24 protein-coding genes are annotated in these 23,794 nt (G+C 69.3%); 16 read left to right on the top strand and 8 right to left on the bottom strand.

Annotated elements, in window-relative coordinates; genetic code table 11:
* Window positions 1–24: 24 nt before the first annotated feature.
* The 15 genes from JMV16_RS11690 (at window position 25) to JMV16_RS11620 (ending at window position 13,953) form a co-directional block, all read left to right on the top strand.
* Complete coding sequence (locus tag JMV16_RS11690) at window positions 25–777, top strand: FkbM family methyltransferase (RefSeq protein WP_201494453.1); 753 nt, start codon at window positions 25–27, stop codon at window positions 775–777.
* Window positions 774–1,976, top strand: a complete 1,203-nt coding sequence (locus JMV16_RS11685; RefSeq protein WP_201494452.1) for a glycosyltransferase — start codon at window positions 774–776, stop codon at window positions 1,974–1,976. The genes JMV16_RS11690 and JMV16_RS11685 overlap by 4 nt, the downstream gene beginning before the upstream one ends.
* Before the next feature lie 113 nt (window positions 1,977–2,089).
* Window positions 2,090–2,293, top strand: a complete 204-nt coding sequence (locus JMV16_RS11680; protein WP_201494451.1) for a hypothetical protein — start codon at window positions 2,090–2,092, stop codon at window positions 2,291–2,293.
* A 301-nt stretch (window positions 2,294–2,594) separates the two neighbouring features.
* Window positions 2,595–3,851: a flippase gene (locus JMV16_RS11675; RefSeq protein WP_201494450.1), complete on the top strand. Its 1,257-nt coding sequence runs from the start codon at window positions 2,595–2,597 to the stop codon at window positions 3,849–3,851.
* Window positions 3,848–4,576, top strand: a complete 729-nt coding sequence (locus JMV16_RS11670) for a class I SAM-dependent methyltransferase (RefSeq protein WP_201494449.1) — start codon at window positions 3,848–3,850, stop codon at window positions 4,574–4,576. Before JMV16_RS11675 ends, JMV16_RS11670 begins: the two co-directional genes overlap by 4 nt.
* A gap of 18 nt (window positions 4,577–4,594) precedes the next feature.
* On the top strand, window positions 4,595–5,506 hold the full coding sequence (locus tag JMV16_RS11665) for a glycosyltransferase (RefSeq protein ID WP_201494448.1): 912 nt from the start codon (window positions 4,595–4,597) through the stop codon (window positions 5,504–5,506).
* A gap of 87 nt (window positions 5,507–5,593) precedes the next feature.
* Entirely contained in the window at window positions 5,594–6,040 is a 447-nt protein-coding gene (locus JMV16_RS24235) for a hypothetical protein (protein WP_236580476.1), read from the top strand.
* Entirely contained in the window at window positions 6,037–7,146 is a 1,110-nt protein-coding gene (locus JMV16_RS11655) for a DegT/DnrJ/EryC1/StrS family aminotransferase (RefSeq protein WP_201494447.1), read from the top strand. Before JMV16_RS24235 ends, JMV16_RS11655 begins: the two co-directional genes overlap by 4 nt.
* Complete coding sequence (locus tag JMV16_RS11650; RefSeq protein WP_201494446.1) at window positions 7,143–7,916, top strand: class I SAM-dependent DNA methyltransferase; 774 nt, start codon at window positions 7,143–7,145, stop codon at window positions 7,914–7,916. The genes JMV16_RS11655 and JMV16_RS11650 overlap by 4 nt, the downstream gene beginning before the upstream one ends.
* Window positions 7,916–8,935 (top strand): glycosyltransferase family 2 protein, encoded by a 1,020-nt coding sequence (locus JMV16_RS11645; protein ID WP_201494445.1) that lies wholly within the window; start codon window positions 7,916–7,918, stop codon window positions 8,933–8,935. The genes JMV16_RS11650 and JMV16_RS11645 overlap by 1 nt, the downstream gene beginning before the upstream one ends.
* Complete coding sequence (locus JMV16_RS11640; protein WP_201494444.1) at window positions 8,932–9,633, top strand: class I SAM-dependent methyltransferase; 702 nt, start codon at window positions 8,932–8,934, stop codon at window positions 9,631–9,633. The genes JMV16_RS11645 and JMV16_RS11640 overlap by 4 nt, the downstream gene beginning before the upstream one ends.
* Before the next feature lie 7 nt (window positions 9,634–9,640).
* Window positions 9,641–10,813 carry a DegT/DnrJ/EryC1/StrS family aminotransferase gene (locus JMV16_RS11635; RefSeq protein ID WP_201494443.1) on the top strand — a complete coding sequence of 391 codons (1,173 nt, stop codon included), beginning with the start codon at window positions 9,641–9,643 and terminating at the stop codon, window positions 10,811–10,813.
* Between the two features lie 25 nt (window positions 10,814–10,838).
* Complete coding sequence (locus JMV16_RS11630; RefSeq protein ID WP_201494442.1) at window positions 10,839–11,411, top strand: Uma2 family endonuclease; 573 nt, start codon at window positions 10,839–10,841, stop codon at window positions 11,409–11,411.
* Window positions 11,412–11,419: 8 nt separating this feature from the next.
* Entirely contained in the window at window positions 11,420–12,013 is a 594-nt protein-coding gene (locus tag JMV16_RS11625; RefSeq protein ID WP_201494441.1) for a sugar transferase, read from the top strand.
* Window positions 12,013–13,953, top strand: coding sequence for a polysaccharide biosynthesis protein (locus JMV16_RS11620; protein ID WP_201494440.1), 1,941 nt, complete (start codon window positions 12,013–12,015; stop codon window positions 13,951–13,953). Before JMV16_RS11625 ends, JMV16_RS11620 begins: the two co-directional genes overlap by 1 nt.
* Here JMV16_RS11620 and JMV16_RS11615 read toward each other — a convergent pair.
* The 4 genes from JMV16_RS11615 to JMV16_RS11600 form a co-directional block, all read right to left on the bottom strand.
* Window positions 13,899–15,644, bottom strand: a complete 1,746-nt coding sequence (locus tag JMV16_RS11615) for an ABC transporter ATP-binding protein (protein WP_201494439.1) — start codon at window positions 15,642–15,644, stop codon at window positions 13,899–13,901. The two genes, JMV16_RS11620 and JMV16_RS11615, sit on opposite strands and share 55 nt — an antisense overlap.
* Entirely contained in the window at window positions 15,641–16,141 is a 501-nt protein-coding gene (locus JMV16_RS11610; protein ID WP_201494438.1) for a lasso peptide biosynthesis B2 protein, read from the bottom strand. The genes JMV16_RS11615 and JMV16_RS11610 overlap by 4 nt, the downstream gene beginning before the upstream one ends.
* A gap of 16 nt (window positions 16,142–16,157) precedes the next feature.
* The gene (locus tag JMV16_RS11605; protein WP_201494437.1) at window positions 16,158–17,081 is read right to left on the bottom strand and encodes a hypothetical protein; all 924 of its coding nucleotides are present in this window, start codon (window positions 17,079–17,081) and stop codon (window positions 16,158–16,160) included.
* A 61-nt stretch (window positions 17,082–17,142) separates the two neighbouring features.
* A complete protein-coding gene (locus JMV16_RS11600) occupies window positions 17,143–17,424 on the bottom strand; it encodes a PqqD family protein (RefSeq protein WP_201494436.1) in 282 nt (93 codons plus the stop codon).
* Window positions 17,425–17,587: 163 nt separating this feature from the next.
* Here JMV16_RS11600 and JMV16_RS11595 point away from each other — a divergent pair, with 163 nt between their 5' ends.
* Window positions 17,588–18,802: a nucleotidyltransferase family protein gene (locus JMV16_RS11595; RefSeq protein ID WP_201494435.1), complete on the top strand. Its 1,215-nt coding sequence runs from the start codon at window positions 17,588–17,590 to the stop codon at window positions 18,800–18,802.
* 55 nt (window positions 18,803–18,857) lie between these two features.
* On the opposite strand, the gene JMV16_RS11590 is transcribed toward JMV16_RS11595, so the two are convergent.
* The 4 genes from JMV16_RS11590 to JMV16_RS11575 all read right to left on the bottom strand — a co-directional run.
* Window positions 18,858–20,204: an HlyD family type I secretion periplasmic adaptor subunit gene (locus tag JMV16_RS11590; RefSeq protein WP_201494434.1), complete on the bottom strand. Its 1,347-nt coding sequence runs from the start codon at window positions 20,202–20,204 to the stop codon at window positions 18,858–18,860.
* Complete coding sequence (locus JMV16_RS11585) at window positions 20,201–21,976, bottom strand: type I secretion system permease/ATPase (protein WP_201494433.1); 1,776 nt, start codon at window positions 21,974–21,976, stop codon at window positions 20,201–20,203. Before JMV16_RS11585 ends, JMV16_RS11590 begins: the two co-directional genes overlap by 4 nt.
* Window positions 21,973–23,514, bottom strand: coding sequence for a nitrous oxide reductase family maturation protein NosD (locus tag JMV16_RS11580; protein ID WP_201494432.1), 1,542 nt, complete (start codon window positions 23,512–23,514; stop codon window positions 21,973–21,975). Before JMV16_RS11580 ends, JMV16_RS11585 begins: the two co-directional genes overlap by 4 nt.
* 68 nt (window positions 23,515–23,582) lie before the next feature.
* The coding region (locus tag JMV16_RS11575) for a hypothetical protein (RefSeq protein WP_201494431.1) at window positions 23,583–23,794 on the bottom strand (212 nt) is incomplete at its 5' end.

Raw genomic sequence — 23,794 nt, 5'->3', positions numbered from 1 at the left:
AGTCAGTTCGAGGTGGGCGGGTCGATGCTGGACATAGTGAAATTTCCTGTGAGGTGCGCACGGTCGCTGCTGCGCAAGGGGGGCATCGAGATCCGGCGTCGCAGCCTGTACAGCGCCCAAAGCCTGCAGTTGGTTCGCATGCTGGAACACCTGGGCATCAACCTTGTGCTGGACGTCGGTGCGAATGCCGGACAGTACGGCGCCGAACTGCGGCGTGACGGCTATCGGGGGCGCATTGTGTCCTTCGAGCCCCTGGCCGCCCCGCACCGCGCTCTCGAGCAGGCGGCGCAGCGCTGGGGCCACTGGCAGGCAGCGCCACGGATGGCGCTAGGCGCGACGGAGGGCGACATCGAGATCCACGTCGCCGGGAACTCGGTCAGCAGCTCGATTCTGGACATGCTATCGAGGCATGAGCGCGTGGCACCTGAGTCGGCCTATGTTTCCAGCGAACGAGTGCCGTTGCGCCGGCTGGATGGCGTCGCCGGCGAGTACCTCGACGGGTCGTCACGCGTGCTGCTCAAGATCGACACCCAGGGCTATGAGGAACCCGTGCTGGCAGGTGCGGCGGGCCTGCTGCACCGGATTGCCGCGATCCAGGTCGAGCTTTCGCTGGTGCCGCTGTACGCCGATCAGCGCTTGTTCGACGAGATGCGCGCCATGATCGGATCGTTGGGATTCGAGCTGTTTGCCGTCCTGCCGGGGCTGTTGGACGAACGCACGGGGCAGACGCTGCAGCTGGACGGGTTCTTCGTGCGCAAGGGCATCGCACCCAGATGAGCGACCAAGGCAAGTCCGTTGCTCCGCGAGCGCGCCGCTGCAACATCTTCTTCTTCGACGGATGGATCGGCGTCGCGCCGACGGTGATCGGCCTCGCACAGATGCTGGCGCGTGCCGGCTACGAGGTCGACGTCTACTCACGCCGCACCGCGTTCGCGGACACCGGTGACCTCGGGGAGGGCATCCGCATTCACTATGTCGATCTCGCACCCAGGCTCCTGCGCCGTCCGCGCGTGCTGGCCAGGCTGATCGAGTTCGCGCGATTCCTGCGTGCATGGCACCCCGCGCCGGGCGGCAAGCCCGACATCCACGTCGGCGTGGACGCGATGGGGGCGTTGCTCGCCGCGCATGCCGCCCGCCGCGACGGCGGACCGATCGTCCATCTTTCGCTCGAACTGGACCTGGGTGAGCGCCGCGCGGTGCGCAGCTGGCTGCTGCGCCGCTTGTTCCGCGGGGCGTACGCCAAGTCGGTGTGCTGCGTCGTCCAGGACCGCGAGCGCTTCGATGCCTTGTCCAGGGCCCTGGGCTGCGTCCATCCGAGGCCGTTCTTCGTGCCGAACGCGCCCACCAGCGCCACCGTCGAGAAGAGCGATTCGAACTACTTCAGGGAAGTGCTGGCGTTGCCTGCAGACGAATTTCCGTTCCTGATCGTGCATGCCGGCGTGGTCGAGGATATCGTCTATTCGAAAGAGATTGCAGCGGCGTTCAGCGAGGTTGATCTCGGCTGCGCATTGGTCTTCCACGAGCGTACCGAGCGGGATCCGGCCGATCCCTACCTTGTGCAGTTGCGCGAGCGCAATCGCAGGAATCTCTTCCTGTCTCTCAAGCCCGTGCCGTTCGACACGATAGATCGGGTTTTCGCCGCGGCGACCATCGGGCTGGCGTTCTATCGGCCGGTCGATGCAAACCTGACCTTGATGGCCAAGGCGTCAGGCAAGCTGGCATTCCATCTCAAGCACGGGACGCCGATGATCATGAACGACTTGCCTTCCATGGTGGCGTTGAACGAGCGCTACGGCTTTGGGGTCACGATTCATGACCCGTCCAGCGGCTTGGAGATGCGGGAGGCGGTCAGGTATTGTTTGGACAATCATGCGCGCCTCAGCGCCAATGCTCGCCTGTGTTTTGAGCAGGAATTTCAGCTTGAAGGAAAGGCGGCACCGTTCTTGCAATTTGTCAGCAGCGGCTATCCAGCTTGAGCAAGGAAGCACCGCTGCAACAGGGCAGGGCGCTCAAGCGTTGGTTGAGGCTGGCGCCCGGTGCTTGGTCGTTGGTTCGATGACGCTCACGGGCCCGCAATCCGCGCTTCATCATGCACTTCGCGCCCACCAGCACCTCGTGGCTGGACATGGTCGAGCGCAGCTTCCGCGACATCACCCACCCGCGCATCCGGCGCGGCAGCTTCACCAGCGTCCAGGCGTTGGAACTGGCCATCGACCTCTACGTCGCCTACAACAACATTGATTGCCAACCCTTCGTCTGGACCGCCAGTGCCAAGGCTTTCTGGCCTTGGTGACTCGCGCCAATGCGGCCTTGGTGGCAGCCGCGGGATAGGTGCAGGACAGAGCGGCGCACCGCACTAGAATCAGTCCGTGGTTTCTCGACTCGGTCGGTGGAAGCGGGCGATCCGGACGGGTGAATAATGTCCTCTTGATAAATGCAACAACAAATCGATTCCCACTTCCTCAATCTTTGCGTCGCAACGTAGTTTCCGAGGCAACAGGTGCCGATGTGTTTCGTCTATGACTGCGACAGGTGAGGAGGTGCGAAAGCCACATATCTTGATGAGTGGCTGGAGCCACTTTCGGCACAGTTCCGTGTTGCGTTTGGTTGCAGCCAACTCGGCTTGGCTGACCGCCGAGAGATTGGTCCGCGCCCTGCTCGGGCTGTTGGTTGGCGCCTGGGGTGCCCGGTACCTCGGCCCCGCGAACTACGGCACCTTGGCCTATGTACTTTCGTATGTGGCGCTTTTTCTGCCCTTTGCCACGCTCAGCGCTGACGCGATCGTAGTGCGCAACATCGCGCAGCAGCCGCACGACGCGCCGCGAACACTCGGGTCCATGTTGGCGCTGCGTGTGGCATTCGGACTGCTGGTCTGGCTGCTTGCGATAGGTGGCATGGCCGCCTTCAGTCGCGACCGCGAGCTTACAGCGCTGGTCGCCATTGTCGGCGGCACACTGCTCTTTCAGGCTGGCGATGTGGTTGATCTATGGCTTCAAAGCCAAACGCAGAGTCGACGCACCGTGATCGCCAAGCTTGTGGCGACGCTTGCGACCGCTGGCTTGAGGATTGCTCTGATCCTGGCGGAAGCGCCTCTGGTTGCCTTTGCCGCCGCAGTCCTGGTCGAAGCTGCACTAACGGCTGGCACCTTGGCGTTGACCTACCGGCGCTTCCGTACAGACCACCCTTGGGGCGCCACGCTGAAGGACAGCAAGACCCTGCTCGCCGAAGCGTGGCCTTTCGTGCTGAGCGGCTGCGCAGTCATGCTCTACATGCGAATCGACCAAGTCATGATCAAGCAAATGTTGGGTACGCACGAACTCGGAATTTATGCGGCCGCGACCACGCTCTCCAACTTCTGGCAGATGGTGCCCACGGTGCTGTCGATAAGCCTGGCCCCCTTTCTTGCTCGCCAGCGACTGGAAGATTTTGCGCGCTACGAGCGCAGTGTCGTGCTGATCTTTCGTGCCTTCTTCTTCGCCGGCGTACTCATTGCCCTGTTTACGATTGTGACCGCCCAATGGGTTGTTCCGGCCTTGTTCGGTCAGGCTTACGCATCGGCCGCCGGTGTTCTGGCGCTACACGTGACATCAAACGTGTTCTGCTTTCTCGGCATCGCGCACAGCCTTTGGCTGGTCAACGAACGCCGTTTCGCTGTCCGACTGTGGGGCACGCTGGCTGCTGGCGTGGCTGTCGTCGCCATTAACGTTACGCTGCTGCCCGTGCTTGGTGTGTTTGGTGCTTGCGTCGCAGCGATCGTGTCGCAAGCGATCGCCGCATTGCTCATCAACGTCGTGTTGGACCGGCGCGGCCTCAAGCTTCAGATTGAAGCCATCACCTTTATCAAGGCATGACGATGCCCCTCAATGCACCCGGCGAGATTATCGACTCGTCCATCGAGCCTCCCATTGAGGCCAACACGTCGACTTGGGCTGATCGGCAGGCGTCGCGCCTGCAGTTCCTGGCAAAGGCCCGACTGGTCAGGCAGTTGTTGGCCATGGGTCGATCGGGCTACCTTCTCGATAGCGGCTGGGTGCTCTCGTTTTTAAGCAAGAGTCCGGTCGATCATGAGGGGCGGGCCATCCCATGGATGACGCTGCCGTTCGTGGACTTCATTGGCGGGCGGCTGCGTTCGACAATGCGGATCTTCGAGTTTGGATGTGGCAACTCGACGCTCTTCTATGCAACACGAGTGAAGACGGTAGAGGCTGTTGAGCATGATCCGACATGGGCTGAACGCATGCGCTCCCAGACGCCATCCAATGTGCAGATCATCGAATTGCCACTCGTGCGCGGCGGCGAGTATTGCCGCGCCGCGATGCGCAGTGCGGTCAAGTATGACCTGATTGTCGTGGACGGTCGAGATCGCGTGAACTGCATCTTGAATGCCGTCGAAGCACTGTCGCCCGGGGGCTGCCTGGTTCTCGACGACTCTGAGCGACCTGTCTATCGACCCGGTATTGATGCTTTGGTGAGCGCTTCGTTCCGAAGGCTCGACTTCTCGGGCGTGGCGCCCGGCCTTGCCTACAAGAAATGCTCAACGGTCTTCTACAGGCCCGGCAACTGCCTGGAAATTTGAGCATTGGAAGCACATTGCATGACCGAACCAAGAACTTGTGCTCCGATCGCCCTGTTTGCCTATGCGCGCCCTGAGCACACAAAGCGGACGCTGGATGCGCTGGCGGCGAACGAATTGGCCGGCGACTCCGACCTGATTGTCTATTCCGATGCGGCTCGCACAGACGACAAAATGCACGCAGTGCAGCAGGTTCGCGAACTGCTGGACCAGATCGACGGCTTCAAGTCCGTTCGCATCGTGCGTCGAGACGAGAATTTAGGGCTTGCCAAATCAATCATTTCCGGCGTTAGCGAGCTGCTGTCGCATCACGAGCGCGTCGTCGTAGTTGAGGACGACCTCGTCGTCTCGCCCCACTTCTTGCGCTATATGAACGACGGGCTTGAATGCTACGCGACCGAAGAGCGCGTCGCGTGCATCCACGGCTACTGCTACCCGGTCGATGCAACCCTACCTGAGAGCTTCTTCTTGCGCGGTGCCGATTGCTGGGGCTGGGCAACGTGGCGGCGAGCCTGGGCGCACTTCAACCCAGATGGAGCACAGTTGCGGGATGCGCTTCTGCGGCGCAATCTGGTGCGGCAGTTCGAACTTGGCGGCGTGGGCTTCTTCTTCCATATGCTGGAACAGCAGATAGCCGGAAGGAACGATTCCTGGGCGATTCGCTGGCACGCTTCCTGTTTTCTCGACGACATGCTGACGCTATATCCTGGGCGCACACTGGTGCATAACATCGGCAATGACGGCAGTGGTACTCATGCCGCCAGTTCGGCCGCTTACGACACTCAGCTTACTCCGGATCCCGTCGAAGTTCGTCCAATGCCGCTTGTTGAATCGACGCGGGCGCGCGACGCCATTGCACAGTACTTCCGTCGCCAGCACGCGCCGTTCTGGCGTCGCTGGTTGGCGGCAGTCCGCGACGTTATTAATCCGTGATGGCCTTCAAGGTTATTCATATCAAGCTGACTGGCATGATTGCTGCCGCTTCCATGTTGCCTTCGGTTCCCAAGCTGAGACCTGCCCATGATTGAACGTATCTGCGCCCCCGCCGGCGAAGAGCTGGCCCTCATCCTGCGCCGCAACTACCGCACCGAAGGCATCACTTTCCTCACGGCCAACGACTATTCTCAGCAATTGGGCTACATGAACCGCCCGGCCCACTACGTCATCCCGCCGCATGTGCATAACCCGGTGGCGCGCGAGGTGCGCTTCACCAAGGAAGTGCTGTTCATTCGCAGTGGCCGCGTGCGCGTGGATTTTTACACCGAGGCGCAGGCCTACATCGAAAGCAGCGTGCTGGAAGCAGGCGATGTCATTCTGCTGGCCTTCGGCGGTCACGGCTTCGAGATGCTGGAGGCCAGTGAGATCATCGAGGTGAAGCAGGGCCCCTACGTCGGCGAACAGGACAAGACCCGTTTCGCCGCCGTGCCGCCGCAGAACATCAGGCTGCGGGAAGGGGGCGGCGCATGATTCCGGTCAACGAGCCGCTGCTGGACGGCAACGAGAAGAAGTACCTCGCCGAGTGCATAGACAGCGGCTGGATCAGCAGCGAAGGCCCTTTCGTCGAACGCTTCGAGCGCGAGTTCGCCGCCCGCGTGGGCCGCAAGCATGCGGTGGCGGTGTGCAACGGCTCGCTGGCGCTGGATGCCGCCGTGGCGGCTCTGGACCTGGGGCCCGGCGACGAGGTCATCCTGCCCAGCTTCACCATCATCTCCTGCGCCACGGCCATCGTGCGCGCCGGCGCCACGCCGGTGGTGGTGGACTGCGACGCCGAGACCTGGAACATGGTCGTCGACCAGGTGGCCGCGCGCATCACGCCGCGCACCAAGGCCCTCATGGTGGTACACCTGTACGGCCTGCCCTGCGACATGGGGCCGCTGCTGGCCCTGGCGCAGCGCCACGGCCTGAAGCTCATCGAAGACGCGGCCGAGATGCACGGCCAGACCTGGCAGGGCAGGCCCTGCGGCAGCTTCGGTGACATCAGCACCTTCAGCTTCTACCCGAACAAGCACATCACCACCGGCGAGGGCGGCATGCTGGTGATGGACGACGACGCGCTGGCCGCGCGCTGCCGCCGCCTGCGCAACCTGGCCTTCGCGCCGCCGCGGCGCTTCGTACACGAAGAGCTGGGCTGGAACCTGCGCATGAGCAATCTGCAGGCCGCGCTGGGCTGCGCGCAGCTGGAGCGGCTTGACGAGTTCGTCGCCCGCAAGCGCGCCATGGGTGCGCGCTACACCGCGCTGCTGGCCGGCACGCCGGGCCTGCAGCTGCCGCTGGCGCGCACGGCCGACGCCGACAGCATCTACTGGGTCTACGGCCTGGTGCTGGCCGACGAAGTGCCCTTCGACGCCGACGAGGCCATGCGCCGCCTGGCTGCGCGCGGCGTCGGCTGCCGGCCCTTCTTCTGGCCCATGCACGAGCAGCCAGTGTTCCTGCGCATGGGCTTGTTCCATGGCGAGCAGCTGCCCGTGGCCGAGCGTCTGGGCCGGCGCGGCTTCTACATCCCCAGCGGCATGGCGCTCACACCGGCGCAGATGGCCACCGTGGCCGCGGCCGTCAAGGACCTGATGGCATGAGCATGGCTGCACACACTTTCGATCTCTACGCCGCGTACTACGACCTGCTGTACGGCGACAAGGATTACGCCGCCGAGGCCGCCCATGTGGCCGGCCTGCTGCCCGCGGGCACGCGCGAGGTGCTGGAGCTGGGCTGTGGCACCGGCGGCCATGCGTTGGCGCTGGCGCGGCTGGGCCTGCGGGTGCAGGGCGTGGACCTGAGCCCGGAGATGGTGGCGCGTGCGCAGGCCCGCCGCGCCGGCCTGGCGCCGGAGCTGCAGGCGCGGCTGGCCTTCGCGCAGGGCGACCTGCGCAGCTACCGCGCCGGGTGCGAGTTCGACGCGGTGATCTCGCTGTTCCATGTCATGTCCTACCAGACCACCAACCAGGATCTGCTGGCCGGGCTGCGCACGGCGCGCACGCACCTGCGCGAGGGCGGGCTCTTCGTGTTCGACTTCTGGTACGGCCCGGCTGTGCTGAGTGATCGGCCGCGGCAGGTGGTGAAGACAGTGGCCGACGCGCGCATCGAGGTGAGGCGCGAGACCACGCCCGCGGTGCATGTCAACGACAACCGCGTGGACGTGCGCTTCGACGTCCACATCCGCGCCCGCGAAGGCGGTGCCGAGAAGCGCCTGCACGAAGTCCACCCCATGCGCTACCTCTTCCTGCCCGAATTGGACGCGCTGTTCGCCCAGACCGGCTTCGAGCGCGTCGATGCCCGCGCCTGGATGGACGACCGCCTGCCTGACGACCGCAGCTGGTACGCCAGCGTCAGCGCCCGCGCCTGCTGATGCGTGTCTCGGTCATCGTGCCCTGCCGCAACGAGGCGGCGCACATTGCCGACTTCCTCGATTCGGCGCTGGCGCAGCGCCTGCCGGCCGATTGCACGCTGCAGCTGGTGGTGGCCGACGGCGCCAGCGACGACGACACGCGTCTGCTGCTGGACCGGCGCGCGGCGCTCGAGCCGCGGCTGGTGGTCATCGCCAACCCGGCGCGCATCACCTCGGCGGCGCTGAACCGCGCCATCGAGTGCGCCGAGGGCGAGATCGTCGTGCGCATGGACGTCCACACGGTTTACGCCGAAGACTACGTCGCCGCCTGCGTGGCCACGCTGCAGCGCACGGGCGCCGCCTGCGTGGGCGGCGCCTGGCTGCCGGTGGGCGAGGGCGGGCGCCAGCGCGCCATCGCGCGGGCCTTTTCCAGCCCCTTCGGCTCGGGTGGTGCGGCCTCGAGGCGGCCCGATCTGGAAGGCGAGGTCGACACCGTCTACCTGGGTGCCTGGTGGCGCGCCGAACTGCTGCGCCTGGGCGGCTTCGATGAGGCCCTGGTGCGCAACCAGGACGATGAGCTGGCACTGCGCATCGTGCGCGGCGGTGGCCGCGTGTGGCAGAGCGCCAGCATCCGTTCCTGGTACACGCCGCGCGGCTCGTTCCTGGCGCTGTTCCGCCAGTTCTGGCAGTACGGCTACTGGAAGGTGGCGGTGATCCGCAAGCACCGGCTGCCGGCTTCGCCGCGGCACCTGGTGCCCTTTGCCTTCGTCGCGTTGTTGGCGTCGCTGCTGGCCGCGGGCTTGATCTGGCCGCTGGCCTGGCGCGTGGCCGGCGGGCTGACGGCGGCCTACGCCCTGGCCGCGCTGGCTGGCGCGGCGGCGCTGGACAAGCCCTGGCAGGCCCCGCTGCAATGGGCCGGCATCGCCTGGGCCACGGCCTGCATGCACTTCGGCTACGGCCTTGGCTTTGCGCGCGGGCTGTGGGATTTCAGCATCACCGGCCACGCCCCCGGCGCCGGGGCGACGCGGCTGACGCGATGAGCGCGCACGACGAGACCCGCGCCGTGGCCGAACGCTACGGGCGCAGGGCGCCGGGTGATCGCTACCACCCGCTGCAGGCGGCCGTGTGGCAGGAGCGCCAGGGCCGGCAGCGGGCGCTGATCGACCTGCTGCGCCGGCATGCGCCCGGGCCCGTGGCCGGCTTGCGCGTGCTGGAAGTGGGCTGCGGCCACGGCGACAACCTGCTGGAGCTGCTGCAGCTGGGTTTCCAGCCCGAAAACCTGGTGGGCAACGAGTTGCTGCCCGCCCGCGCGGCCGCCGCCCGCCAGCGCCTGCCCGCGGCCACCGCCGTGCTCGAGGGCGACGCCCTGGCCCAGGCCTTGGCGCCCGGCAGCTTCGACATCGTGCTGCAGTCCACCGTCTTCAGCTCGCTGCTGGACGACGCCTTCCAGCAGCGCCTTGCCGCGCAGATGTGGCAATGGCTGAAGCCCGGCGGCGCCGTGCTCTGGTACGACTTCACCGTGAACAACCCCCGCAACCCCGACGTGCGCGGCGTGTCGCTGGCGCGCGTGCAGGCGCTGTTCCCGCAGGCGCAAGCCAGCTGCCGCCGCGTGACGCTGGCACCGCCGCTGGCGCGGGCGCTGGGCCGCTGGCATCCGGCGCTGATCCCGCTTTTCAACACCTTGCCGTTTCTGCGCACGCACCTGCTGGCGTGGCTGGCCAAGCCGGGCCGAACATAATTCCCGCATGGCCGATACCGGAACTCCCTTCCTGCCCTTTGCCCTGCCCGAGATCGGCGAGGACGAGATCGCCGAGGTCGTCGACACGCTGCGTTCGGGCTGGGTCACCACCGGCCCCAAGGCGCGCCGCTTCGAGGCCGATTTCGCCGCCTTCCTGGGCGATGCCAGCCTGCACTGCGTGGCCGTCAACAGCGCCACCGCCGGCCTGCACCTGGCGCTGGAAGCGCTGGGCATTGGCCCGGGCGACGAGGTCATCACCACCACCCACACCTTTACCGCCACCGCCGAGGTGGTGCGCTACCTGGGCGCCGACGTGGTGCTGGTCGACATAGACCCCGCCACGCTCAACCTAGACCCCGCCGCGGTCGAGGCGGCGATCACGCCGCGTACCAAGGCCATCCTGCCGGTGCACTACGCCGGCCTGGCGGCCGACATGCCGGCGATCCTGGCCATCGCTGCCAGGCACGGCCTCAAGGTGGTGGAAGACGCGGCCCATGCCCTGCCCACCACCTGCGGCGGCCGGCTCGTCGGCACGCTGGCGAGCGCGGCCACGGTGTTCAGCTTCTACGCCAACAAGACCATTACCACCGGCGAGGGCGGCATGCTGGTGACGCGCGACGCCGCGCTGGCCAGACGGGCGCGCACGATGCGCCTGCACGGCATGAACCGCGACGCCTTCGACCGCTTCACCGCCACCGTGCCAAGCTGGTACTACGAGGTGGTGGCGCCGGGCTTCAAGTACAACCTGACCGACATTGCCGCCGCGCTGGGCATCCACCAGCTCCGGCGCGCCTACCCCTTCCAGCGCCGCCGCGCCGAGATTGCCGCGCAGTACGACGCCGCCTTCGCCGGCCTGCCGCTGATCACGCCGCCGGGCCCCGCGGAGGGTGACACCCACGCCTGGCACCTGTATGTGCTGCGCCTGGCCGACGATGCCGGCATCGCGCGTGACCGCTTCATCGAGCGCCTGTTCGGCGCCGGCATCGGCTGCAGCGTCCACTACATCCCGCTGCACCTGCACCCCTATTGGCGCGAGCGCTATGCGCTGCGCGCCGAGCGCTTTCCGCACAGCCAGCGCGCCTACGAGGCCATGCTGAGCCTGCCCATCTACACCCGCATGAGCGATGCCGACGTGGCGCGCGTGGTGGCGGCTGTACGTGCGGCGCTGGGCGCAGAATGACCGCCTTGCCGCGGAAGGTGTGACCATGAGTGCCGTGCTTGTGCCGAGGATGACGCTGGCGGACTACCTGGCCTGGGAGAACGAACAGCCCGAGCGCCACGAATTCCACCGTGGCGAGATCTTCGCGATGGTGGGCGCGCGGCGGGTGCATGGGCGGGTGGTGTCCAACCTCAACCGCCGCCTGGCCGAGGCGCTTGACGGATCGTTCTGCCAGGTCTTCACCGAGGGCATGAAGGTGCAGATCGCCGAAGACACCGTGCTCTACCCTGACCTCTTCGTCACCTGCGACCGCGCCGACCTGTCCACCGAGATGATCTTCCGCGCGCCGTTACTGGTGATCGAGGTGCTGTCGCCCAGCACCCAGGCCTACAACCGCAGCAAGAAATTTGCCCTCTACCGCCGCATCGAAGCGCTGCGCGAATACATCCTGGTCGACCCCGACACGCGCCGCGTCGAGGGCTTCCGCCGCAACGAACAGAGCCAGTGGGTGCTGCACGACATGAGCGACGGCGACACGCTCGAGGCCGCCAGCGTTGGCGCCCGCATCGCGCTGGCCGAGGTCTTCGACGGCGTCGACCCGCCGCCGGCCGCGGCCTGATCCAGCGCGTGGCCAAGCGCCTGTTCGACCTGCTGGGCGCCGCCCTGGCCCTGCTGCTGCTGGCGCCGCTGCTGCTGGCGGTGGCGGCCTGGATCAGGCTCGATTCGCCGGGCCCGGTGTTCTTCCGCCAGGAGCGCGTCGGCCGCCACGGCGTGCCCTTTCGCATCCACAAGTTCCGCACCATGGTTGCCGATGCCGGCGGCCTGCCGCTCACCGTGGGCGCCGACCCGCGCATCACCCGCGTCGGCGCCTACCTGCGCCGCACGCGGCTGGACGAGCTGCCGCAGTTGATCGACGTGCTGATCGGCCGCATGAGCCTGGTCGGCCCGCGGCCCGAGGTGCCGCGCTACGTGGCCCACTACCCGCCGGGCCTGCGCGAACGGGCCCTGGCCGTGCGCCCGGGCATCACCGACCCCGCGTCGCTGGAGTTCATCGACGAGGCCGTGCTGCTGGCGCAGGCCGCCGACCCCGAACGCCAGTACATCGAGGTCATCCTGCCGGTGAAGCTGCGGCGCGCAGCCGACTACGCCGAGCGCGCCTCGCTCGCCACCGACCTGGGCGTGCTGTGGCGCACGCTGCGCGCGTTGCTGCGCCAGGCCTGATGGACGGCATCGCCTTCTGGCGCCGCGTCGACCGCCTGCTGGCGCGCATCCGCCCGCATCGCCAGCCGCTCTCCCTGGCCATCGACGCCGCCGTGGTGGCGGCCTGCTGGAACGTCACCTACCTCTTCCGCCTCGGCTTCGAGCGCTGGATCAGCGCCCGACCCGGCTACGACGGCTGGGTGCTGCTGGGTCTGGCCGTGGCCTATGCGCTGGCCAGCCTGCTGTTCAAGGTGCCGCAGAGCATGTGGCGCTTCTCGGGCTTCGGCGAGATCAAGCGCCTGACCCTGGCCTGCGCCCTGGCCGGCAGCGTGGGCGCGGCGGTGGTGATGGGCCTGGGCCTGGTGAAGGTGCCGCGCGCCGTGCTGGCCCTGCACCCGGTGGTGGCGCTGATGGGCCTGGCCCTGGTGCGCATCGTCTACCGCATGACCTACGAGCACGCGCGCTCGCGCATCGCCGGCGCGCACGGCGAGATCCGCCGCGCCCTTGTGCTGGGCGCCGGTGATGCGGCGCGCATGCTGCTGGCCGGCCTGCACCAGCGGGGCTGGGTGGTGCTGGGCCTGTTCGACGACGACCCCGCCAAGCAGGGCGCGCGCATCGGCGACGTGGCCGTGCTGGGCCCGCTGGATGCGCTGGCCGACCATGCCCGGCGCAGCGGCGCAAGCCATCTCGTGGTGGCCCTGCCCAGCGCCACGCGTGCCCAGCGCCGGCGCGCGCTGGAGCTGGCCGCCAGCACCGGCCTGCCGGTGCTCACCGTGCCCAGCGCCGACGAGTTGCGCACCGGACAAACACGCATCGAGCGCCTGCGCGACATCGAGCCCGATGATCTGCTCGGCCGCGAGCCGGTGTTGCTGGACGAAGCCGGCATCGCCGCCACGCTGCGCCGCAAGACCGTGCTCATCACCGGCGCCGGCGGCAGCATAGGCAGCGAGCTGTGCCGCCAGGTGGCGGCCGTTGGCCCGGCGCGGCTGCTGCTGTACGAGCTGAGCGAGTTCAATCTCTACACCATCGAGCAGGAGCTGACCGAGTCCTTTCCGGCACTGGAGCTCGTGCGCCTCATCGGCGACGTCAAGGACCTGGACCACCTGCGCCACACCTTCGCGCGCTGGCGGCCGCACACCGTCTTTCATGCCGCCGCCTACAAGCATGTGCCGCTGATGGAAGACCTCAACGCCGCGGCGGCGCTGCGCAACAACACCCTGGGCACCTACCACGCGGCGCTGGCGGCAGCCGAATGCGGCGCCGAGCGCTTCGTGCTCATCAGCACCGACAAGGCGGTGAACCCGACCAATGTGATGGGCGCCACCAAGCGCGCCGCCGAGATGGTGATCAGCGCGCTGGCCGCCGAGCACGCTGACACGCGCTTCATGGCGGTGCGCTTCGGCAATGTGCTGGGTTCGAGCGGCAGCGTGATCCCCAAGTTCAAGGAGCAGATCGCCAAGGGCGGCCCGGTGACCGTGACCCACCCGGAGATCATCCGCTACTTCATGACCATCCCCGAGGCAGCGCGTCTGGTGCTGCAGGCGGCGGCCATTGGCGAGAGCGGCCAGGTGCTGGTGCTGGACATGGGCGAGCCGGTGAAGATCATCGACCTGGCGCGCGACCTCATCCGCCTGGCCGGCCATACGCCCGAGGAGATCCCCATTGTCTTCTCGGGCCTGCGCCCGGGCGAGAAGCTGTACGAGGAATTGCTGGCCGATGCCGACGACACCCTGCCCACCGCCGTGCCGCGGCTGCGCGTGGCGCGGCTGGGGCGCCAGGCGCTGGACGTGGGCGCTCTGGCCGGCTGGCTGAGCCGGGCTTCCACCGCCGATGACGGCCTGGTGCGCGAGCGCCTGCGCGGGCTGGTGCCGGAGTTCCTGGGTGCCAGTGGCGCCACTCAGGCTGCTCAGGCCACCGGCGCCGCCGCGCTGTCAGCGACGATGCGGCCGCCCTCGAGCTGAACGATGCGGTCGGCATGGCGGCTGGCCGCCGGCCGGTGGGCGATGGCCAGCAGCGTCATGCCGCCGCGCAGCGTGGCCAGGCCCTGGAGCACGCGTTCCTCGCTGGCGGGGTCGAGCTGGCTGGTGGCCTCGTCCAGCACCAGCAGCTGGGGCCGGCAGAGCAGGGCGCGCGCCAGCGCCAGGCGCTGGCGCTGTCCGCCCGACAGGCCCTCGCCGCGTTCGCCCAGGGGGTGGCCAAGGCCATCGGCCAGCGCGCGCACGAAGGGGGCCGCGTCGGCCAGCTCCAGCGCCGCCCACAGCTCCGCATCGGTGCGCGGCCCCGAGAGCCAGCACAGGTTGTCGCGGATCGAGGCCGGAAACAGATAGGTGTCCTGGGCGACATAGGCCACCGAGGCGCGCCAGCGCCGCCGGATGGCCTCGCCGGCCAGCACCATGCCGTCCACATGCACGCGGCCGCCATCCGGCGCCAGCAGGCCGAGGGCGATGTCGGCCAGCGTCGTCTTGCCCGAACCCGAGGTGCCGGTCAGCACCGTCACCGTGCCGGCAAGGAGTTCGAGGTCCGCATGGGCCAGGGCCGGCGTGGCCGCGTCCCTGTAGCGCAGGCTCACCCCTTCGAGTGTCAGCCGGTGGCGCAGCGCCATCGGCGGTGTCTGTGCCGCCCCCGGCGGCTCGGCGGCGGCATGGCAGCGTCCGATCCAGTCGTTGATCTCGTCGTAGGCGGGCAGCATGTGCGCGAGCTGCTGCAACTGCAGCTGGGCATCGCGCAGCAGCGGCAGCAGGCGGGTGAAGACGAAGACCAGCAGGATCAGCTCGGGCAGCGCCATGCCGCCCCAGCGTGAGGCGCCGTAGAGCAGGGCCGCCAGCACCAGGGCACTGCCGCCCTCGAACCAGGCGCGGGTGTTGGCCTGGTGGCGGGCGAAGCCGAATTGGAGGTCGCGCAGCGCGTCGGCGCGGCGCCCCAGTTCAACGAGGTGGCGTGCCTCGATGCCGTGGGCCTTGACCAGCTTGAGCCCGGCAAGGAAATCGCGTGCGCCGGCCATGAATTCGCGCTGGCCCAGGCCGAAGCGGGTGCCCAGGGCCGCGGCGCGGGCCAGCCGGCGGCGCAACAGCCACAGCAGCAGCACGAAGGGCAGCACCAGGACCAGGATCCAGGGCGGTGCCACCAGCAGCACGACAGCCAGGCTGGCGATGCCCAGCCCCAGGCCCGACAGGCCCTGCATGAGGTAGAAGCTGCCCTGGGTGACGCGCGCCATCTGGTCGAACATCAGGTGCATCACGTCGGCGTGGCGCAGGCGCACCAGAAAGGGCCAGGAGGCCAGTGCCAATGCCGCCTCCAGCCGCGCTCGCAGTGCCTCCAGGTAGTCCAGGCGCAGCGCCAGCAAGGCCATGTCGCGCTGCCTCGCCAGCGCTGCGCGCATCAGCATCAGGGCCGCAAAGAGGCCCAGCATGGGGCCCAGCTCGGGCCGCAGGCCCTGGCGCAGCAGCCATTGCAGGGCCGGCGTCGCGGCCTGGCCGTCGATCAGCTGCAGTAGCGGCACCAGCATCAGCAGGCCCAGGCCCTCGGACAGCGTGCCCAGCAGCAGCAGCAGCAGCGCCCGCGCCATGCGGCCGGCGCCGACGCTGGCCAGCAGATCGCGCAAGAAGGCGTGCAGGCCGGTGGCGAAGCCCCGCGGCGTGGCGGCCGTGCTCACGGCGAGCGCGCCGCCGGCCCGGGGCCGAAGCGTATCGCCGCGATGGGCCGGAAGGCGCGCGACTCGGCCTCGCCGGTGACGACACGGCCGGCGCAGTGCAGCCAGGCGTGGGCACCCAGTGTGGCGGGCGGAGCCGCGGGCGCCAGGCCCACGCCGCGCACGCCGAAGACGATTTCGCCGGCCAGGCCGCGCCGCCGCAGCAGGCGGCAGGCGGCCACGGCCAGCATCAGGCAGGTCGGCGTCCAGGGCCAGACCCGGGCCCAGGCCGCCAGCGCCCCGCCCACCGCCTCGGCGGCGGCGGCGGCCTCGGGGTCGGCTCCAGCATGGGGGCTCTTGGGCGCCGCGGTGGCGGCGCCAGTGTGGCCCAGGCTGTCCGCCAGGCGGGAAAAGGGCCAGCGCCTCACCTGCCAGGCGGCGCCCAGCAGCGCCCAGCCGCACTCGACGAGCAGGGCCTGGCGGCGGCGCGTCAGGCCGAGAAAGCGGCGCAGGTGCTGCATGGCGTGGCCGCGCCGCTCAGGCCTCGGCCCATTGCCGCTGCAGGCCTGCGACGATGGCGTCGAGGGTGGCGTGCCCCCGCGGACGCACGATGCGCCCGCAGGCCAGCTGGCTGGCCAGGGCCGCCGCTTGGCGCAGCAGCGCCGGGTGCAGGCCCAGGCTTGGCAGGTGGTCGGGGCGGTAGACGTGGTTGAGCAGTGCCGTGAGCTTGGCCATGCCGGCGATGGGCTCGAAGCGCAGCCCGCCCTCTTCCACCGCCTGCAGCTCGTAAAAGCGGCGCAGCGGCAGCGGCTGCGTGCCGGTGGCCAGGCCCAGCGCATGCTTGTCGATGTCGGGCCGCAGCCGCGTGCTCTCGTCGACACGGTCGGCCAGGCCCAGGCGGTCGAGCGCATCGCGCCAGAGCTTGGTGCGGGCCAGGCCGGGCAGGCACCAGGCGCGGCCCTCGGCGTCGAGCTGCACCGCGGTGACGTCGTCGGCAAGCAGGGCGTGGCCGCGCTGCGCCAGCGCCGCTGCCAGGGTGGACTTGCCAGCCGTCGAGGCGCCGCAGATGACCGCGGCACCGCCGCCGGGCAGGGCCACCGCGGAGCCATGCAGCACGGTCAGGCCGCGCAGCTGGAGCAGGGCGCCGACGGCCGAGCCGAGCAGGAAGAGGCGCACCTCGCGCTCGCCGGCACCCGCCGCCGGATGAACCTCGATGCGGGTGGGCCAGATGCGATAGGCCGCCACCGCGGGCACCTGCAGGCGGTAGCTGCCGTCACCGGCGGCGACCAGGGCATGGGGCGGGTTGGCACAGGACGCGTCCGCGGCGGGCTCCAGCCAGTCGATGGCAACGAAATCGTCCGCAGCCGCAGCGGCGGTAGCGGCCGGCTGCATCTCGGCCAGGTGGCGGTTGCTGCGGAAAGCCAGGCCGAAGGCCTGGGCGGCAAAGAGGTGGCCGCTCATGGGCGCGGCTTCATCCGGCGGCGATGTGACGGTGGGCGGGATGCGCCAATGCCCGTCGACCTCAGTCCAGCGTCACCAGGGCTTCGGCCGCCATCTGCTCGACGAAGCGCCGTGTGTCGGCAGCGATGGTCTCGGGTGCGCCGGCATAGCGCCGCTGCAGCGCCGCGCACAGCTGCTCGAAGCTCTGGGGCTCGGCCAGCAACTCCCAGATGACGTGGGCGCTGCGCGCCAGGCCATAGTATTGGCCTTGCTCGACATGCATCAGAACCGTCTCGCCGTCGACTTCGGTGGCCAGCAGGTTGGCGGCGCGGGCGATCTGTGTCTGCGGGTTCAAGTCGGACATGGCGGAGGGGCGGGGACGGTCGGAAACGGGTTGTCGGCAAGCGGGTCGCGGGCCTTTATCGATCATAGCGATTCGTTGCGGCTGGCCCCGAGCACCGGCGCCTGGCCCCCCGAGGGCAACTTCGGCAGGCCGTAGTATTGGCCTCGTTCAGCGCCACATCGACATGAAGCATTCGCCTCACAAGCCGCAAGGGCCGACCCCGGAGTTCGAACTGGCCTGCCTGTGCTGCCGGGCTGAGGTCGGTGAGAACGATCTCGCTTCCATCGCCGCGCTGCTGCGGCGCCTGGACGTGCGCTCCTTCCTGGAACTGGTGATCGAGCGCCACCGCATCGGGCCGCTGGTCCACGCGGTACTGGCGCGACTGCCTGCGCGGGATCTGCCGGCGGGCCTGATGCCATCCCTGGCGGAGGTGGCACGCGGCAACGCTGTCAGGTACCTGGGCGCGCGTCGCGCCCACATCCTGCTGGCCCGTTGGTTCGACCAGGCTGGCATCGCCTGGATGCCGCTCAAGGGTCTGAGCCTGGCCGAGCGCTGCTACGCCGATCCTGCGCAGCGCCATGTCAACGACCTCGATGTCTGGGTGCCTGCCGCCGACCTGGGGCGCGCACGCCAACTATTGCTGTCGCGCGGCTTCTGCGCCGAGCCGGGCGACGGCCACTGGCGCATGGCGCAACGCGGACCGCGCCACCTGCGCTTCCTGATGGACTACTTTCATGAGGAGCGTCTGGTCAGCGCGGATCTGGGCGTGCTCGAACTGCACTGGCGCCTGACCGACACGCCGGACCGTTTCGCGCTAGGCCCGCAGGACATGCTGACCCGGGCCAGCCACGTCGGGCGCGACGGGCACCGGCTTGGTGTGTTGGACGACACCGACCAACTGCTCTACCTTTGCGAACACGGTGGCCGCCATGGCTGGTGCCGGCTGAAGTGGTTGGCCGATCTGCCGCGCCTGCTGGCGCAGCCTTGGGATTGGGCGCAGGTTCTGGCGCGGGCTCGCGAGCTTCGCTGCGAACGCCAGTTGCTGCTGGGCTGTGCGCTCTGCGAGGCGCTCTTCGCGTGGGCGCCGGACCCGGCGGTCCGGGCCCGCCTGCGTAGAGCAGGATCGCTGCCACTGCTGGCGGGCCTCGTGCAACAGACGCTACAGGTGCCCATTGGCTATCACGAGTCAGGCGCCCGCGTTTCGCTGGCCTGGCTGGTTCGCGACTTCACGCGTTCGCTGCTGCTGTCGGGTTCGCCGGCAGCGCTGGCCACGCAGGTCTGGCGTCGGGCGCTGTCGCCGCACGACATGCTGGCCTGTCCGGTGCCCGACCGGTGGTTTGCGCTGTACTACCTGCTGCGGCCCCTGCTGTTCATGAAAAGGCGCTTGCGCCCCGGCTGATGCGGCGGCTCCCGGCGTCTTGGGCGCCGCGGGCCCGACTGCCTGCGCGGGGGCCTCAACGTTCGCGGGCTGATCGCCGCAGGATGTCGAGTACCGGCTCCACCAGGTAGGCCAGCGGGCTGCGTGTCTCGCCGCGCAGGAACACTTGCGCCGCCATGCCGGCCTTGGGGTCGACCCCATCGCGGCGGGCTGCTGCCAGGGCCTCGGAATCGGCGGCGACATGCACGGTATAGGCTGCGCCGCGGTTGGGTGCATCGGGCAGCCTGTCGGGCGCGACGTAGATCACCTGCGCGCGCAGCGGCGGCGTGCCGGGCGAACGGAAGGCGGTGAAATGCACTTCGGCCGGCTGGCCCACGGCCACGCGACCGATGTCCTGCGCGCCCACGCTGACTTCGACGACCAGGCGGGGCGTATCCGGAACAATCTCGGCAATCAGTTCGCGCGCCGGCACCAGGCTCCCGGGCGTCTGTATGCGCAGGCCCATCAGCACGCCCGCCACCGGTGCCGTGATGCTCTGGCGCTCGGACGCGTCCAGCGCCTTGCGGTACTCCTGCTGCAGTTCCTGCAATTGCAGACCCAGGCTCGCATGCTGGTCGCCTGCGCGCTGCTGGAATTCGTCGAGCAGCACGCGCTGGCGCAGCTCGTTCTCGATCGAACGCTGTTGCGCCCGCGCCAGTTCGCCGCGGCGGGCTTCCAGCCCGGCAGCGTATTCGGCCACGCCGGATTCGAGCTGGACGATGCGGTTGCCGGATACAAAGCCGTCGCGCTGCATGTTGCGGTTGGATTCGAGCTCGGCGCGCTGCGCGGCCAGTGCCTGCTCGCTGCTGGCGATCTGAGCCTTGAGCGCGGCGATTTCCTGGGCCAGCCGGTCCTGCTGCGTGCGCAGCAGCACCACCTGCTCGTCAAGCGAGCGCCGGTGGCTGGCGAACAGGGCGCGCTCGTCAGCCAGCCGCGCCCTGAGCTCGGCCGAGGCCCGCGCCGCATCGATCAGTTCGGCCGGGAAGTCGAGCGTGGCGACGCTGCGCCGCTCGGCGTCCAGCCGGGCCAGGCTGGCGCTGACCCCGTTCAGGCGCGCCAGCAGCCTTGCGCGCTCGGCGTCCACGCCGACGTCGCCCAATACGATGAGGGTCTCGCCGGCGCGCACCGCCTGGCCTTCTCGTACCCTTACCTGCGTCGCCACGCCACCCTGCAGGTGCTGGATCGGCTGGCGACTGGTGTCCACCTTGACCAGGCCGGGTGCCACAACGGCCGCGGTGAGCGGCGCCAGCATCAACCACAGCAAGGCCGGCACCAGGGCCAGCAGCACCAGCAGCGCGCTTGCGCGCGTGATCGCCCGCGCCTCCTGCAATCCCGCGGCGACCGCCGGATCGCGCTGCAGCGCCGAGGTGGCCGCGCCGCTCATCGGGGCCGCGCTCCCGGCGCGGGGCTGGTGGCCGGTCGCCGCAGCGAGGTGACACGGGCCGAGCCGGCGTCGGCCGCCGGCGGTGGCACGATGAGAGCCTGCAGCACGGTGTCGCGGGCGCCGAAGTGCTGGACGCGGCCGCCTTCAAGCACCAGGATCTTGTCGGCCAGTCGCAGCAGGTTCTTGCGGTGGGTGACGACCACCACGGTGACCTGGCCCCGCAGCGCCTGCAGCGCCTCGCCCAGCGAGACTTCGCCGCTGCCGTCGAGATTGGCATTGGGCTCGTCGAGCAGCACCAGACACGGATCGCCGTACAGCGCACGGGCAAGGCCGATGCGCTGGCGTTGCCCGGGCGAGACCGCGCCGTTGCCGACCCGGGTGTCGTAGCCCTCGGGAAGCGCCAGCACCGCCTCATGGGCGCCCGCGCGGCGCGCCGCCTGGATGACCGATGCGGCTTCGGGCACCTGCAACCGCGCGATGTTGTCGGCAACGCTGCCGTCGAACAGCTGGATGTCCTGGGCCAGGTAGCCCAGCCAGCGCCCGAGCTCGCCCTCCGGCCACTGTGTCAGTGACGCTCCGTCGAGTTGCACCTGGCCACCGTCGGGCGCCCAGATGCCGGCCAGCACGCGCAGCAGGCTGGACTTGCCCGCGCCGCTGGGGCCAACGATTGCCAGGCATTCACCGGCGGCGAGTTCGAGCGAAACCTCGTCGAGGATCATTCGAGCGCCCGTGGGCGCGCGCAGGCTCAGGCCGACTGCGCTCAGACGGCCAGCGGGGCGGGGTAGCGAGAGGGCGGCGGCCGGTGCGGCTTCCCCGTCCAGCAGTTGCCCGAGGCGCTGCCATGAAGCCGCGCCTTCCGAGAGCGTGCGCCAGCCACTCACAACCTGCTCCAGCGGCGCCAGCGCGCGGCCGAGCAGGACGGTGGCGCCAATCATCAGGCCGGCGCTGCCGGAACCGGAGATCACCAGCCAGGCGCCCACCGCCAGCATGCCGACCTGCACCAGTTGGCGCAGCAGCCGGGCCAGCGCGGCCAGCAGGGCGGCGCGTCGCTCGAGCGCGCGCTGCGGCTGCAGCGCGGCATCGGACAGCCCCCGCCAGCGTGCCAGCATGGCGTCGACCATGCCCATGGCCACCAGCGACTCGGCCACCCTCATCGCGCCCTGCAGGTGCTGGGTTGCCGCGCCCGCGCGCGACTGCACATCCTGGGCACCGCGGCGCAGCAGGCCATGGCTGAGCCCGGCCAGCGCCAGCATCAGCAGCGCGAAGACCGCCGCAGCGACGCCCATGCGGGCATCGATGGCCGCGATCAGTCCCACGTAGATGAGCACCCACGGGGTGTCGAAGAGGGCAGCGACGCCCCCCGTGCCGAACAGGGTTTGGACGGCGGCCACGTCGCGCAATGTCTGCCCATCGGCCTGCCCGCCCGGGCGCGCCACCTGCACCACCAGCCGGCGCGTGACGGCGGGCGCCAGCACCGCGCCGGCCAGCCTGCCGCTCACGCCCAGCAGTCGCGCCCGCAGCACGTCGAGTGCAAGGCCCAGAAGCAGCGCCATCGAAGCGCCGACGAGCAGCGCCGCCAGCGTGCTGCCGGATGCCGCCGGGATCACGCGGTCGAACACCTGCAGCATGTACAGCGTGGGCGCCAGCAACAGCACGTTCAGCGCCACGGAGAGCAGCGCCACCCAGGCAAGCGGCCGCCGCAGCAGATGGGCCAGCGCGGCGGTTGTGCCGTTTGCGCCCCTGCGGGGCTGTGGGCCGGCTGCTTGCGTCATGGCCGGCTGCCGATCAGGTCGTCGAGTGCGCCATTGCCGCTGTGGCGCGCGAAGTGCGCCGAGCCCCGGGCCAGCGCGAACTGCGCCGGACCGGCCGAAGGCGGAAACCCATTGCCCGCGGCCTCGATGCCCGTGAGCGCCGACGGGCTCTGCTCCACCAGTTCCAAGTAGCGCTCCTTCGCGCTGGGGCGAACCTGGTTGTTCAGCAGCCGCGTGCCGCGCAGCGCCGTGGCCGGCGGGCCGATCTGCCCCAGGTACAGCGCCGGCACCGCGCTCTCGGCTTCGATCACCTGTCCGCTGAAGGCATTGCCCGCGCTGTCGCGACGGGCGATGTCGCGGATGACCACGCCGGCGGCGCGCGCATGGTGTGCGGGGTGGTCGAAGGACGAGTCCCAGGCCGACTCCAGGCCTGCAATGGCGCGCGATGCCCGACCGCGCAGGTGATTGCCTTCGAAGCTGTTGTCGATGGCGTGGATGGCGCAATAGGCCAGGTACTTGGGCATGCCCGAGGAGCGCACCTTGTTGCCGACGAAGCGGTTGCGCTCGACGCCGAGATAGGCCTGAAGGAGCGCCTCGCCCTGGGCGCGCGCCGTCTCGATGCGGTTGTCCTGCACCAGGTTGTCGCTTGCGCCGAAAGCCAGGTGGATGCTGCTGCTCTGCGATTCCAGACACTGGTTGAGTCTGACCGTGTTGCTGCGACTGTGGTCCTGCAGCGTGATGTTGCGGACGTTGTCGCGCAGCAGGTTGCCGGTCACGCTGCAGTTGCGCGCGCCCAGCAGGCAGATGCCGTAATAGCCCCCGCGCACCTTGTTGCGGGCGATGGTGCAGCGTTGCGTAGGCAGCGCTACATCGGCGGCGCGGAAGTTGCGACGCCACATGACGTCCTGGTTGTCGATGCCTTCGGGCAGCGCCAGTTCGGCGGTGGCGCGGATGCCCCACCAGGCAACGCCGTGTTCGCCGGTGATGCCCTCGATTTCGTTGTCTTCGACAGTCACGTCCTCGACGGGCGAACCGCCGGCGGTATAGCCATGCACCAGGATGCCGGTGCCATTGCGCATGCCGGTTATTCGGTTGGCGATGAAGCGGCAGCGCCGCGCATTGGCCGCGAAGATTGCATTGACGACGCCCTCGCGCCCGCTGGCATCGATCTCGACGCCCTCGATGCGGCAGTTCTCGACCGGGGCGAAGTCGCCGAACGAGGGCCCGGCGAGCAGCAGCCCCGTATTCAGGCCCCCCGGCGCGCACCGGATGACACCGCCACCGCCCACGATGCTGCGCAGCCCGCGACGCACCAGCAGGTAGCGCGAAACGAGATAGGTGCCGGGCGTCAGCCGAACCTCCAGGCCGCCGGCCTGGGCGCGGTCGAACAGGCGCTGCAGCGCTTCGGTGTCGTTGGTGACACCGTCGCCGTGTGCGCCGACGTCGGCGGGGGTCAGCGTTCCGGCCCTCGAAGGGCCGCTGCGGGTCAGGATCATCGCCCCCAGGGCTGTGCCCAAACGGCGCCGCGTCGGCAGGGGGCAGTCGGCGGAGCCGGTCATGGTGGGCTGGGGGTGGCCATCGATGGTACGCGCAAGGGGCCCTGTGCGCGGACGCCGCTTCGGCGGCATCACGGTTGCGCCAGCCCGGCTACCACCAGCAGGGCGTCGCCCTGGCCGAATGCGACGTAGCTCGCCCCCACATGACCCAGCGCGGTCCAGCCCGACAGGTCGATGGTGTTGGAGGCGTCACCGAGATCGAGGAACAGCGTGTTGCCGGTTCCGGCCAGGCCCAGGTCGGGCAGCGAGGCGCGGTCGAAGTCGGAGCCGGCGGTAATGTCAA

Origin of the sequence: Rubrivivax sp. A210, from assembly GCF_904426505.1 — a bacterium.
In the GTDB taxonomy this organism is placed as follows: domain Bacteria; phylum Pseudomonadota; class Gammaproteobacteria; order Burkholderiales; family Burkholderiaceae_C; genus Rubrivivax.
The sequence above is the reverse complement of the archived record's forward strand: the minus strand, read 5'-3'. Positions and strand labels throughout refer to the sequence as shown.

Coding starts and splice junctions, on each gene's coding strand:
- JMV16_RS11680 (WP_201494451.1), top strand. CDS start 2,090: ATGCACTTCGCGCCCACCAGCACCTCGTGGCTGGACATGGTCGAGCGC.
- JMV16_RS24235 (WP_236580476.1), top strand. CDS start 5,594: ATGATTGAACGTATCTGCGCCCCCGCCGGCGAAGAGCTGGCCCTCATC.
- JMV16_RS11635 (WP_201494443.1), top strand. CDS start 9,641: ATGGCCGATACCGGAACTCCCTTCCTGCCCTTTGCCCTGCCCGAGATC.
- JMV16_RS11620 (WP_201494440.1), top strand. CDS start 12,013: ATGGACGGCATCGCCTTCTGGCGCCGCGTCGACCGCCTGCTGGCGCGC.
- JMV16_RS11655 (WP_201494447.1), top strand. CDS start 6,037: ATGATTCCGGTCAACGAGCCGCTGCTGGACGGCAACGAGAAGAAGTAC.
- JMV16_RS11670 (WP_201494449.1), top strand. CDS start 3,848: ATGACGATGCCCCTCAATGCACCCGGCGAGATTATCGACTCGTCCATC.
- JMV16_RS11630 (WP_201494442.1), top strand. CDS start 10,839: ATGAGTGCCGTGCTTGTGCCGAGGATGACGCTGGCGGACTACCTGGCC.
- JMV16_RS11650 (WP_201494446.1), top strand. CDS start 7,143: ATGAGCATGGCTGCACACACTTTCGATCTCTACGCCGCGTACTACGAC.
- JMV16_RS11640 (WP_201494444.1), top strand. CDS start 8,932: ATGAGCGCGCACGACGAGACCCGCGCCGTGGCCGAACGCTACGGGCGC.
- JMV16_RS11590 (WP_201494434.1), bottom strand. CDS start 20,204: ATGAGCGGCGCGGCCACCTCGGCGCTGCAGCGCGATCCGGCGGTCGCC.
- JMV16_RS11610 (WP_201494438.1), bottom strand. CDS start 16,141: ATGCAGCACCTGCGCCGCTTTCTCGGCCTGACGCGCCGCCGCCAGGCC.
- JMV16_RS11595 (WP_201494435.1), top strand. CDS start 17,588: ATGAAGCATTCGCCTCACAAGCCGCAAGGGCCGACCCCGGAGTTCGAA.
- JMV16_RS11600 (WP_201494436.1), bottom strand. CDS start 17,424: ATGTCCGACTTGAACCCGCAGACACAGATCGCCCGCGCCGCCAACCTG.
- JMV16_RS11645 (WP_201494445.1), top strand. CDS start 7,916: ATGCGTGTCTCGGTCATCGTGCCCTGCCGCAACGAGGCGGCGCACATT.
- JMV16_RS11685 (WP_201494452.1), top strand. CDS start 774: ATGAGCGACCAAGGCAAGTCCGTTGCTCCGCGAGCGCGCCGCTGCAAC.
- JMV16_RS11605 (WP_201494437.1), bottom strand. CDS start 17,081: ATGAGCGGCCACCTCTTTGCCGCCCAGGCCTTCGGCCTGGCTTTCCGC.
- JMV16_RS11690 (WP_201494453.1), top strand. CDS start 25: ATGCTGGACATAGTGAAATTTCCTGTGAGGTGCGCACGGTCGCTGCTG.
- JMV16_RS11665 (WP_201494448.1), top strand. CDS start 4,595: ATGACCGAACCAAGAACTTGTGCTCCGATCGCCCTGTTTGCCTATGCG.
- JMV16_RS11580 (WP_201494432.1), bottom strand. CDS start 23,514: ATGACCGGCTCCGCCGACTGCCCCCTGCCGACGCGGCGCCGTTTGGGC.
- JMV16_RS11585 (WP_201494433.1), bottom strand. CDS start 21,976: ATGACGCAAGCAGCCGGCCCACAGCCCCGCAGGGGCGCAAACGGCACA.